Source organism: Clostridium neonatale, from assembly GCF_001458595.1.
Lineage (GTDB): Bacteria > Bacillota > Clostridia > Clostridiales > Clostridiaceae > Clostridium > Clostridium neonatale.
The window spans coordinates 1,434,445-1,447,455 of sequence record NZ_LN890328.1 but is presented as its reverse complement, the minus strand read 5'-3'; the positions used below and the strand labels follow the sequence as shown (position 1 = coordinate 1,447,455).

The 13,011-nt window shown below is 30.2% G+C and carries 9 protein-coding genes; all 9 read left to right on the top strand.

Annotated features, from left to right (window positions below):
• The first annotated feature begins 52 nt into the window (after window positions 1-52).
• The 9 genes from BN2920_RS13450 (at window position 53) to BN2920_RS22145 (ending at window position 12,797) form a co-directional block, all read left to right on the top strand.
• Complete coding sequence (locus tag BN2920_RS13450; protein ID WP_058295509.1) at window positions 53-622, top strand: NAD-dependent epimerase/dehydratase family protein; 570 nt, start codon at window positions 53-55, stop codon at window positions 620-622.
• Between the two features lie 15 nt (window positions 623-637).
• On the top strand, window positions 638-1,099 hold the full coding sequence (locus BN2920_RS13445; RefSeq protein ID WP_058295508.1) for an RrF2 family transcriptional regulator: 462 nt from the start codon (window positions 638-640) through the stop codon (window positions 1,097-1,099).
• Between the two features lie 390 nt (window positions 1,100-1,489).
• The gene (locus BN2920_RS13440) at window positions 1,490-2,308 is read left to right on the top strand and encodes an N-acyl homoserine lactonase family protein (protein WP_058295507.1); all 819 of its coding nucleotides are present in this window, start codon (window positions 1,490-1,492) and stop codon (window positions 2,306-2,308) included.
• A gap of 28 nt (window positions 2,309-2,336) precedes the next feature.
• A complete protein-coding gene (locus tag BN2920_RS13435) occupies window positions 2,337-2,735 on the top strand; it encodes an ArsR/SmtB family transcription factor (RefSeq protein WP_058295506.1) in 399 nt (132 codons plus the stop codon).
• Window positions 2,736-2,771: 36 nt separating this feature from the next.
• Window positions 2,772-3,440, top strand: a complete 669-nt coding sequence (locus BN2920_RS13430; RefSeq protein WP_058295505.1) for a nitroreductase family protein — start codon at window positions 2,772-2,774, stop codon at window positions 3,438-3,440.
• A 152-nt stretch (window positions 3,441-3,592) separates the two neighbouring features.
• Entirely contained in the window at window positions 3,593-4,084 is a 492-nt protein-coding gene (locus BN2920_RS13425) for a hypothetical protein (protein ID WP_058295504.1), read from the top strand.
• Between the two features lie 425 nt (window positions 4,085-4,509).
• A complete protein-coding gene (locus BN2920_RS13420) occupies window positions 4,510-5,688 on the top strand; it encodes an MFS transporter (RefSeq protein WP_058295503.1) in 1,179 nt (392 codons plus the stop codon).
• A complete protein-coding gene (locus BN2920_RS13415) occupies window positions 5,678-6,238 on the top strand; it encodes a TetR/AcrR family transcriptional regulator (protein ID WP_058295502.1) in 561 nt (186 codons plus the stop codon). The genes BN2920_RS13420 and BN2920_RS13415 overlap by 11 nt, the downstream gene beginning before the upstream one ends.
• A gap of 892 nt (window positions 6,239-7,130) precedes the next feature.
• Window positions 7,131-12,797, top strand: coding sequence for a family 43 glycosylhydrolase (locus BN2920_RS22145; RefSeq protein WP_230132285.1), 5,667 nt, complete (start codon window positions 7,131-7,133; stop codon window positions 12,795-12,797).
• The last annotated feature ends 214 nt before the right edge of the window (window positions 12,798-13,011 follow it).

Genomic DNA, 13,011 nt, shown 5'->3' with positions numbered 1-13,011 from the left:
GGATTTATAATATCTATAGATAATATAAATCTAAAGATCGGAGAGATGTTTCATGAAAAATATAGTACTACTTGGGGGAAATGGATATATTGGTAGAGAGGTAACAAGACAGTGGTTAGAAAAAGATTCAAGTGCAGAATTTTATATTATTTCGAGAACAGGTAATAATAAATTAAAGGACAAAAGAATACATAATTTATGTGCTGATGTAACTGATTATGATTCTGTAGCAAGTGTATTACCTAAAGATATTGCATGTATTATAGATTTTATAGGTCGTCCAGAAAAAGATAGTAAGGAACTTATCAAAATTAATAAACAACCAGCAGAAGTAATGCTTAATATTGCTAAAAACTATAATGTTGATAAAATGGGCTTTATTGGTGGTGTTTTAGGACCTAAAAGTTTTACAGATATTAAAGCTGATATAATCAAGATGCTTCAATCAAGCAAAAAAAGAGTGGAGTATGTAGAGCCTACAGTCGTTTATGGTAAAGATAGAAATGACGCATTAGCAAAGATGGTTCCTATTTTTAAATGTTTAGGAGTATTTTCTAAAAAATTAAAGCCTGTTCGTGTAGAAGATGTAGCTAATGAATTAATTACTAAATTGACAAGATAAGAATGGAGTTTTGCTGTGAAAATAAGTAAAAGTTTTGAACAAGGTATATACGTTCTTTTGATGCTAGGGTTGCAAAAAGATAATCAAACAGTAAAAAGTAATGTAATGAGTACTATTTTGCAGGTATCAGATTCTTATTTAAAGAAAATTCTAAGAAAACTGGTTTTAGCAGAATTAATTACATCCAATGCTAGTAAAGATGGCGGGTTTCAATTAAAAAAGTCGTTAAAACAAATAACATTATATGATGTATATAATGCAATTGAAACGGATATAATCACTTTTGATGTATCAGATTTAGCTGAACATGTTTTTAATGATGATGAACATACTAAACAAAGTAAGAAAAAAGTGATTGATACTATTGATTTAGGAATTAAAGCATTTAACAGCCAATTGGCATCTGTAAATTTATCAGAATTACTTATTGAAGAAAATGACAGCTATCCAAAGATAGATTGGAATGAAAAAGTATAATAAGAAATCTATATAAATTATAGGGAATTAGTATATATCATTAAATTCAAATTTGGTGATGATGCAATATATGTTTTTAAAACATGAATTCTATTAAAAAATAGTTATGAATATAAGAAAACAATAAATAATTAGATAAGCTTTGAAGGGTGCTATAAAAAGCATCCTTTTTCCAAGTGTTAAGCATATGAAATAATAATGGAGTTTTTGAAAAAAGGTAATGGTCTTGATTTTCTTAACCATTGAACCACAGAAAAAAATTAATGCTATAATTGTTTAAAAGTATAAACCAATAAACTAAGTATAAACTAAAAATTAGAATTAGAACTAAGGAATAAAGTTTAGACCAATAGACAAAGTTTAAAATTATAACATAGAGGTGAATTTATTATGAATAATATTAAAGTTCATATTTTAAACTGTGGAGAAGTGGGTGTTGATCCAGCAGTACCTTTTAGAGATGTATCTAAAAATCCTATAGCATATACAGGTATAGGAAGAAGTAAAAAATTAAGAATATGGTTGCCTGTTACAGCATATTTAATAGAGCATCCAAATGGAAAAATATTAATCGATACTGGATGGCATAGTGATGTTAGAACTAATCCTATAAAGCATTTATCTCCATTATTATATATGGCAAGTAAGCCTAAATTACTTGAAGAAGAAGCTGTAAATGAACAGCTAAAAAAGCTGAATATACAAACTAAAGATTTAGATTATGTATTTGTCACTCATATGGACTGTGATCATTCAAGTGGCCTAGGTTTAGTTAAAGATGCTAATAAAATAATGATATCTGAGGAAGAAATGAAGGCAATAAATAAAGGTAATGTTAGATATGCTAAAAGATTTTGGAATGGTGTAAATGTAGAATCTTTTAAAATGGATAAACTTGAATATGGACCATTTAATAGAGGATATGATGTATTCGGAGATGGAACAATACTATTATTAGATGCTAAGGGACATACAGAAGGGAATATTGTAGTTATGGTAAAAAATAATAATAAGTTTATTTTGCTTACAGGAGATTGTGGATATGCTAAGGATTCATGGGAAAATCTTCGTATGCCAGGCCCCTTAGTTAATAAAGATGATATGATCACTTCTTTAAAATGGGTTAAAAATATGGCACATAAAAAAGAATGTGTAGGCGTATTTGCTACTCATGATCCAGATGTTAAAGAAAAAATAGTAATACTATAAGATGAATTTTAATTGAAGGAGTGTAGAAATGGAAAGATGTTATGAGAGAAGAGTGAAAGTAGCTGAAGATTTTAAAGCTTGTAGAAAGGCATTTATAGCATTAGGAGATGAAACAAGACAGCAAATGTTAATAGCTTTACTTGAAAGTGATGCCCATGGTATTAGAGTTGGGGAAATTACTAAGAAAACACATCTTTCAAGACCTGCAGTATCTCACCATTTGCAAATACTTAAGGATGCTGGGGTTATAAGTATGTATAGAGAAGGTACTAAAAATTATTACTTTGTAAATGCTTGTGATACAGTATGGAAACAGCTTTCAGGGTTAATGAATAATATCAATGAAATAATTGAAGAAGTATCAAAAGAAAATGATTGCTTTAAAAGTGATGCTGAAAGAGAAGCTATGAAAAAAGGTTTAATTTAAAAACATTATAAATATTATTACTTGGAGGAATTGATTATGGATATTTTAGAAATAATGAAAAAACGTCATTCTGTTCGTAGTTATACTGATAAGAAAATAGATGAGGACGTTAAGAAAGAGCTCATGGAAATTATTGATGAATGTAATAATGAAGGACATATGCATATCCAATTATGCACAGATGAACCAAAGGCTTTTGATAGTTTTATGGCGCACTATGGTAAATTTAGTAATGTAAAAAACTATATTGCTATAGTTGGCAAAAAGGAAGATAAACTTCAAGAAAAAGGTGGCTATTATGGTGAAAAGATAGTTCTTAAGGCTGCTGAGTTAGGATTAAATACATGTTGGGTGGCTATGACATATAGCAAATCAAAGGCTATGATTAAAGTAGAAAAAGGAGAAAAACTTATTTGTGTAATAGCCTTAGGATATGGAGAAAATCAAGGCGTAAGCCATAAAAGTAAGTCAATTGAAGAACTCTCTAAAGTCAATGGAGAAATGCCAGATTGGTTTAAAAAAGGAATGGAGGCAGCAATGTTAGCTCCAACAGCAATGAACCAGCAAAAGTTTTTGATTAGTTTAGAAGGTAATAAAGTAAGAGCTAAAGCATTAACTGCATTTTATAGCAAACTAGATTTAGGAATTGTTAAATGTCATTTTGAATTAGGTGCTGGTAGAGATGGATGGGAATGGATAGAGTAAAAATATACGTCTATATCTCATGTTCATTTATCAAAAAAGTTATAAGGTTGAGGTAAGGATTAGAAATATGTATAATTAAAGGTAATTATCTTTATTATACATATTTTCATTAGTTTAGAAACAATAATTATATATTTGAAAGGAAAATTATTATGATAGATCGTACTGTAATTTTTTCTTATAGATTGGGAAATGCTGCATGCTGTCAATATGGACAATATGAAGGTTTTAAAATAGAGATATTTTATGATGGTAAGATAGAGTATTCTGAATATGTTGTTCAAAATATACTTTTAAAACAAGAGCGATATACATTAAAGTCTGATGTTGTAGAAAAAATATTGAATATAATAAATGAAAGTAAAATTGAAAGCATACCTGAAAATCTTGATAATGGATCATGTGATGGAGAGAGTAATGAATTTTTCTTTTATAAAAATAGAACAAAATATAAAATTACTGCATGGAATATAATTGATGAAGAATATAATCCGGAAAAAGGAAATGATGATAAATATAAAGAAAATAATTTTTATGAATGTGAAGTTATGAAAATATTTAACAAAATCTCAGCTATAATTAAAACTTCAGGATTTAAGATGTCTTTATTTTCTTTTGATAAAATTAAGAATTTCTATGATTAATGTTTGGCGGAAAAATATCAAATGAAATTTTTTACTGATAAAATATTAGTAATTTTGAAGATAATTATTTAAGTGTAAGTTTAGCATTGATGAACATTCTATAGTCAAAAGGATAAAAAATATAAGAAATGCAGGAATTCGTAAAAAACAGATTTTTACTTTATTTGTTGCAAAAAATAAAAAAATAAAATTATGGTAAAATTTGATTTTATGAGTTTTTGATAATATACATATATTTATGAAATTGATGAAATTTTTATTATAAGTTTAAATCATAATTTTAATTAAATATATATTTGACAGCCTTCATCTTTTGGAATATTATTGTAATAGGAAACTGAAAGTTTAATTATGGTTTCCTATTATTTTATTTATTAGAAACTCAAAAAAGAAAAATAGTTTCCTAAACAAATGGAGGGAGCTTTGTGAAAAAGGAAAATATAAAAAATACTAATTTATTATTGGTTACTACTTTAGGCTTTGCGTTAGGTATGCGTCAAATGGCAATGACTATGGTTATGCCATTTATAAGTACTTACAGCAAACAATTAAAATATTATACACCAGTTCTAGCAGGTGTAGCACTTGGAATTTTCGGGCTTATGCAGGCAGTATTTCAGATATTTTATGGAATCTGGAGCGATAAGCAAGGTAATAAAAGAGTCATGTTATGTGGTCTAATGCAGGTAGTTATAGGTCTTGTAATTGCACATTTTGCAGATAACATATATGCTTTAATATTTGCAAGAGCTATGCAAGGAAGTGGAGCTGTTATTGCTGTAGGATATTCATGGGTTTCTGGAGTATGTACAAATTCTAAAGAAAGACTTAAGTCATTAAGTATCATTAGCATGATGGTAAGTGGAGCAGCTGCAGCATCTTTTGCTTTGGGGTCAATAATAAATAAATTTGTAAGTGTAGAAAATATGTTTATGTATTCAGCCGTGCTTATTTTAGGCGCATCCATTGTAATAGCTGTATTTTTGAAGGATAATAAAAATGTAAATAATAATAATATATCAACAAAGCATGTAATGAAAATCCTGATTAAGGACAAGTGCTTTGATGCATTGAATATTGCAGGATTATTAAATAATTTTATAATGACAGGCGTATTTTTTTGTATACCACAGTATCTTGAAAACATAACAGGACTTGATGGAATGTGGAAGGTATTTATGCCATCAGTGATAATTGCAATAATTGTAATTCAGAATGTAGTAAAGAAATGTGATAATGTAAAAAGTATAAAATTTCTTATAATTAATTTTATACTAACTGCAGTTGGAGTGTTATTTTATCTTAATAAATCATCACTTATTTTAATATTAATTGGAACAATGTTATTTATGAGTGGTTATATTGGAATATCAACTGTATTATCAAACCTTGGAAATGATTTGCTAGCAAATGAATATAGGGGAGCAGGCAATGGAATATTAAATAGCGTTCAATATATTGGATCATTTATAGGCTCACTAGTAGTTGCGAAAATATGGTCAATAAGTGAAATATACTCATTTATTGTACTTTGTATAGCAGGAATTGCAGGAGCTGTTATTGTAAAGACATATGTAAAAAAGGAGAGATTTAATGAGAGATAAAATATTACAGGCTGCATGTGAAATCATACAAGAACGTGGATTAAGGAAATTCAGAATGGATGATATATGTAGTAATTTAAAAATAAGCAAGAAGACAATATATAAATATTTTAATAGTAAGGATGAAATTGTAGAAACATATATAAATGAAGTATTTAATGCAGATATGAAGAGCTGTGAAAATATAATTAATGAAAATATGCCATTAAATGAAAAATGTAATAAGATTATTCATACTTATCATAAATATAAAATGCCATCTTCAATAATCAGTGAAATAAAAATATACTATGAAAAAGAGTGGAATAAGCTTATGGAAGTTAGAAATTATAAAATAAATATAATTAGAGAAATTTTTCAGCAGGCAAAATCTAATGGCGAAATTAAAGAAAACGCAGATTTATTTATTTCAGCTCTTATGATTGATGTAATGAGTGAAAAGCTGCTTGATAGTAATATGCTTCATGATAATAATAAAAAATACAATGAGGCCATGGACAGTGTGTTTAATATAATATTTAATGGAATACTGAATTTTGAAAAATGTTAGCTAACTATATTGGTATAGTTAGCTAATGTGAAAACAAATAAGAATGTAATAAGTGAATAAATAGAGCTATATATTAAAGAGGCATTAAAAGAAGCTTTAATATCATATGAAGGAACTGTAGTATTAGTTTCTACCGAAGCTGCTTTTTATGAAGAGTGGGCAGATAGGATAATTGATATAGAGGAAATTGTTTAATAAAACTTAAGCTAATAGAAAAATTTAAAAGATAGCTGTCATAATTGAGAGGAGGTTAACGATAAAAATCTTTCAATGCATAGCAGCTATCCTTTTATTTTATTCTTAATAACTAAATACAAACATTAATAATAAATATACTTAAAATACTAATGAAATGATGCAAGTAGTATAAAATATATGTGAGAATGTCTGAGAATTTATAACTATTTTGGTATATATAAAATTTATATGTAAAAGTATCAAAAAGTATAAAAAAGTGCTGAATATTATAAATACTTTTTTAAAATAAGTATATATAATAAAATAAATGATACTTTATGAACCATTGAAAACGATATCTAGAAAGACTGTATAGAAGAACTTAATTGAAATTAAGTTAATAAAACTAGTTATGTGATTAGAATATAAGGTAACTTAGCTAAAGAATTTCAGCAAATAAGTTTAATTGTTTAGATTTTCTCATAGAAATCGTGATGTTTACCTTCATTCTGTTATACTTTTTCTTTTCAATTATATTTTGACATAATGGAGGAAATTATAAATATCTAACTTTAAAAAAGTTAGATAAAGCAATGATTGTGGAATTCTGCAAGATACTGATTAGTATATGTTTTAGTAAAGGAGGAAGAAAAGTAATGTAAAAAGGTTGTGAAAACTATTGGAAAGAACTTTTAAAAGAAAGAGGGAGAAAATAATGTATAAAAAATTAGGTTCTGTTTTATTAGCGAGTACATTTTCATTTAGCTTAGTACCAGCAATATCAGTATTAGCAACAGAAACAAGTGATAGGGCCCAAAATCCATTTATATGGGCAGATGTACCTGATAATGATGTTATTAGGGTAGGAGATGCCTATTATATGACAAGTACTACAATGCACATGAATCCAGGAGTTCCAATTATGAAATCTTATGATCTTGTTAATTGGAAAATCGTAAATTATGTTTATGATGTGCTTGATGGAGATGATGAACAGACTCTTACTAATGGAGAAAATGAATATGGAGAAGGTTCGTGGGCAAGTAGTCTTAGATATCATGATGGAACTTATTATATAGCTTTTTCATCTAATTCTACAGGCAAAACATATATATATCAAACCGAAGATATAGAAAATGGTCCTTGGAAACATTCAACTATTGATCGTCTTTTTCATGATATGTCGTTGCTATTTGATGATGATGACAGGGTATATATGGTAGACGGTTCTGGAGATATTCATATTACTGAACTCATTTCAGATGCGACAGCAATAAAGGAAGGTGGTCTTGATAAAACTATTATTAAAGATGCAAGTTTGCTTGCAGGTTCTAATGTAGGACTTCTAGCAGAAGGCGCACATATTCAAAAAATAAATGGAAAGTATTATGTATTTCTTATAACATGGCCAACAGGTGGAAGTCGTCAGGAGCTATGCTTCCGCGCCGATAGCATTGATGGTGATTATGAAGGAAAGGTTGTATTAAATTACAATGGTATTGCTCAAGGTGGAATTGTCGATACGCCAGATGGAGATTGGTATGGAATGTTGTTTAGAGATTCTGGTCCAGTAGGACGCATGCCGTATCTTGTTCCAGTTACATGGGAGGATGGATGGCCAATATTTGGAGTAGATGGTAAAGTTCCTGAGGATACAGGAATTAAACTGGATCTTTCAAAAACTAATATAGTTTCCTCTGATGAATTTTATCAAGGATCAGAAAAAATAGGATATTCACATACTGTATTGGAAACAAGTGATGATGAAAATTCAGAAGGCGGAGACTTAGTATTAGATGATCCAGCAGATGGAAAAGAGTTGTTAAAAAACGGGGATTTTGATGATGGAATAGATGATTGGGAGGTTAATGAAGGTGGACAGTTATCTACAACTGATGATTCCGTAGTTTTATATGGAACACATAATTGGGAGGCTAATGAAAGTGGAGAGTCATCTACAACTGATGATTCCGTAGTTTTAAAAACTTCTTATACAAATAGTACAGCAGTTTTAAAAATTTCTAATAGAAAGGGTACAACTTCTGGTCCTAAACAAAATCTCACTGGAAAATTAGAAGCAGGTAAAACGTACTATTTTTCTGCAAAAGTTAAATATGATGCATTAGATTCTGCTCCTGATAATAGAACATTTAATTTTACTATGCAGAATGGTCCCGATTATAGGTATAGAAAAAATTTAGGATCGAAATCTATAAAAAAAGGTGAATGGGGAACAATAAGTGGCACATATACCATGCCTGAAGATGTAGATCCAGACAATGTATTTATTTTTATTGAGACTTCGTGGACACCAGAGCAAGATAAGAACAAGGATTTAATGGATTTCTATGTAGATGATGTTTCATTCGTAGATATGACAGTAGATGCAAATATAATTAAGAATGGCGAATTTGACAGTGATATAGAATCATGGGAAGGTACTTGGGCTGGCAAAGTTAAATGGAATGATGATGGAGTAGTACATGTATATGACAGAACACGAACTGGAGGAGGTCCATTACAGCCTCTTTCAGGAAAAGTTAAGGCTGGAGAAAAATATAAATTCTCAGCAAAAGTAAAATATGATGATGGACCAGATTCTAAATACTTTAATTATACAATTCATACAAATGGTGATACAAAAGTTATGGGATCGGCTAATATAACTAAAGGTGAGTGGGGAGTTATAGAAGGCACATATACAATTCCTGATGGTGCAGATACATCAACAGATACGTATATTTTCTTAGAAACTCCATGGACAGCAAATCCGGATGCAACTAATGATTTAATGGATTTTTATGTTGATGATGTTTTGTTAGAGCCAGTATCTACTGGAGGATCAGGTATTAAGGATGGTGAAAATGATTACAATGGTTCTAATCTTGGACTAGTATGGCAGTGGAATCATAATCCAGATAACAATAACTGGTCACTTACAGATAGAGATGGATATTTAAGACTTACTACAGGAAGAAAGAGTACAAGTATTCTTGATGCAAGAAATACACTTACGCAAAGAACATTTGGACCACAATGTTCAGGAGACGTTGCGATAGATGTAAGTAATATGAAAGATGGTGATTATGCAGGATTAGCAGCATTCCAATTTTATTATGGAACTGTTGGTGTAAAAATGGAAGGTAACAGCAAATATATTGTTATGATGCGAGGAAGTACAAATGATGCTTCTGAAGAAAGTGAGCCAGTAGAAATAGCAAGAATTCCTCTTGATCAAGAAAAAGTATATTTGAAAATAGACTTTAACTATGAAAATAATACTAATAAAGCGTATTTCTATTACAGTTTAGATGGAAAAGAATGGAACAAAATGGGGGAGGATTTGTCATTAGTTTATACTTTACCTCATTTTATGGGATATCGATTTGGATTATTTAATTATGCTACAAAGACAACAGGTGGTTATGTTGATTTTGACTATTTTAGATTAGATGGCGAAATGACAGGAGAAGTTCCTTCCAATGATACATTGAATGCAGAACTTGGAAATGTTTCAGATGTTCTAGGAGTTCCTAATGTAGATTTTGAGGTTCCAATAACAATGGATGAATTGCCAAATGGTAATTATACAAATATTTCTGCATCTTTTGGTATACCAAAAGATTTATCAGTAGCAGATGTTATTTTTAATACTGATAATATAACAGGAAATTGTTCATATACCTATTCAAATAATCAGCTTAAATTAAATGTATCTGGCAATGAAGTAAATTATAAAAATAATACTTCTAATAGATTGTTTGCAACCATTAAGTTAAAAGTTGCAAATTACGTTGAATCAGATATAACTGAAACAATTACTACAGATTATATTAATGTTAAAGGTGGAAATACAGGATACAATATTAAAAATGCGGTATCTAATATTACATTAAAAGCTTTAAGTACTGATGCAATTGCTAAAATTCCGGGATATGGCAATCCTCTTATAACTCATAAATTAGGAGCAGATCCATATGCAATAGTATATGACGGAAGAGTATACGTATATTTGTCAAGTGATGAGTATATGTATGATGATAATGGAAACATTAAAGAAAACACATTTGCTAATCTTAACAGAGTTTTGGTTATATCTTCTGATGATATGATTAATTGGACTGACCATGGTTACATTCCAGTAGCAGGAAAAGATGGGATTGCAAAATGGGCAGGTGGTTCATGGGCTCCGGCTGCTACTCATAAGGTTATTAATGGTGAAGATAAATTCTTCCTTTATTTTGCAAATGGTGGAGGTGGAATAGGTGTACTTACAGCAGATAGTCCAATTGGTCCATGGACAGACCCAATTGGTCAAGCGTTGGTAAGTTCAAGGACAGATGGAGTTGGAAATGGAGTTGTATGGCTTTTTGATCCCGCTGTGTTAGTAGATGATGATGGAGAAGGCTATTTATATTTTGGAGGCGGAATACCTGGTGGGAACAATCCAACAGATGAACAAATTGCAAATCCAAAAACTGCTAGAGTTATTAAATTAGGTGATGATATGACAAGTATTGAAGGTGCGGCAGAAGAAATTAATGCACCATATATGTTTGAAGATAGTGGAATTCATAAGCATAATGGCACATATTATTACACATATTGTTTAAATTTTGCTGGAACACATCCAGATAATATGCGAGCTGGACAAATTGCATATATGACAAGTGACAGCCCGATGGGACCATTTACTTATGGTGGAGCTTTCTTAAAGAATCCAGCAGAGTATTTCGGATATGGAGGCAACAATCACCATAGTATTTTCGAATATAATGGCAAAGAATATGTAGTATATCATGCACAAACTGTTAGTGGAGAATTGTTAAGTAGTACGAAGGGATACCGTTCTCCTCATATTAACGAAGTAAACTATTATGATAGTGGAAAAATTAAAGTAGTTGATGCAGATATGAAAGGTGTGCCACAAACAGCTAATCTTAATCCATATACTAGAAATGAAGCAGAAACTATTGGCTGGAATTCAGGAATCTCAACAGAGGATTGCACAGCACCAGGCAGTCAGGTGAAAAGTATTAATCTTAATGTTACAGATATAAACAATGGCGACTGGATTGCAGTAGCAAATGCTAATTTTGGTTCAGTACCAAAAGAGGCAACAACAACTTTCAAGGCTAATGTTGCATCAAGAGCTGGAGGACAAATAAAAATACATTTAGACAGCTTAGAGGGTAAAGTGATTGGTACACTTGATGTAAATTCTACAGGTGGTGAACAAAACTGGAAAGAGATAGAGTGCAAAGTTGAAAATATAAATGGAGTTCATAGTATCTTCTTTGAATTTCTTGGTAAAGAAAACATCAATTTATTTAATATGGATTATTGGAAATTTGAAACAGAAACACCAAATCAACAAAGCTGTACATTTACGTATACAGCAGGAGAAGGTGGATTTATTCAAGGAGATACGTCACAAACAGTTGATTACGGAAAGAGCGGAAGTAAAGTCACAGCTATAGCTAATTCAGGATATCATTTTGTACGTTGGAGTGATGGTGTTACTAATGCAGATAGAACAGACACTAATTTAGGCGCAGATATAAATGTAAATGCAGTGTTTGAAGCTGATTCATCAGAAGGGGGCAACGGTAATTCAGAAGAACAATCAGTGCCAACAGGAGTAATAATTGATGGAGCAAAGAAAGTTGGAAATACATTAAGTGCACAACTAATAAATAAAAATGGAAGTGCAGTGAGTACTTCAGAAACAGTAAGTTATGAGTGGTATAGATCAACTAATACAAACTTTGATAATGCAGAATTAATTGGGACAAATAAAAGCTATAAACTAGTGTCAAAAGATGGAGGGAAATATATAAAAGTAGTGGTTACTGTTGGCAATAAAACTTTTGAAGCTATTACTTCAAAGATTGTAAAAAACTCATCAAGTAGTAGTTCAAGCTCATCATCAAGTTCGTCTTCATCAAACCAAAATAAGAATGAAAATGAAGCCAATACAAATGTAACTAATACTAATTCAAATTCACAACAAGAAACAGTTGATGTGGGCTGGAAGCAAATAAATGGTGTTTGGTACTATTTAAATGTAGATGGATCAGTGGCAACAGGCTGGAAGCAAGTGAACGGAACTTGGTATTATTTAAATACTAATGGATCAATGGCAACAGGCTGGAAGCAAGTGAACGGAACTTGGTATTATTTAAATACTAATGGATCAATGGCAACAGGTTGGAAGCAAGTGAACGGAACTTGGTATTATTTAAATACTAATGGATCAATGGCAACAGGCTGGAAGCAAGTAAATGGAAAATGGTACTATTTAAATGCTGATGGATCAATGGCATATAATACTGTAATTTATGGTTATAAATTAGATGCAAATGGAGCTTGGATTAGATAAATTTTAATTTTATAAAGATATAGCATATTAATTTCATAAGTATCATTTATTAAAATTTAGATGATGTAATGGGGAGGCAACTAATTGAGTAATATGATGTTAGTTGCCTCTTTATTTATAAAATTTATAAAAAATGCGAAGCTTAATAAGATTCTGTTAGGTTATTATGAAAAAATAGCTTAATAATTCTTAGAATTTCCCGATCTTTAAAAAT

Bases quoted from the DNA above. Each gene is read 5' to 3' on its own strand.
- BN2920_RS13415 (WP_058295502.1), top strand. From the start codon at position 5,678: ATGAGAGATAAAATATTACAGGCTGCATGTGAAATCATACAAGAACGT.
- BN2920_RS22145 (WP_230132285.1), top strand. From the start codon at position 7,131: ATGTATAAAAAATTAGGTTCTGTTTTATTAGCGAGTACATTTTCATTT.
- BN2920_RS13435 (WP_058295506.1), top strand. From the start codon at position 2,337: ATGGAAAGATGTTATGAGAGAAGAGTGAAAGTAGCTGAAGATTTTAAA.
- BN2920_RS13430 (WP_058295505.1), top strand. From the start codon at position 2,772: ATGGATATTTTAGAAATAATGAAAAAACGTCATTCTGTTCGTAGTTAT.
- BN2920_RS13425 (WP_058295504.1), top strand. From the start codon at position 3,593: ATGATAGATCGTACTGTAATTTTTTCTTATAGATTGGGAAATGCTGCA.
- BN2920_RS13440 (WP_058295507.1), top strand. From the start codon at position 1,490: ATGAATAATATTAAAGTTCATATTTTAAACTGTGGAGAAGTGGGTGTT.
- BN2920_RS13450 (WP_058295509.1), top strand. From the start codon at position 53: ATGAAAAATATAGTACTACTTGGGGGAAATGGATATATTGGTAGAGAG.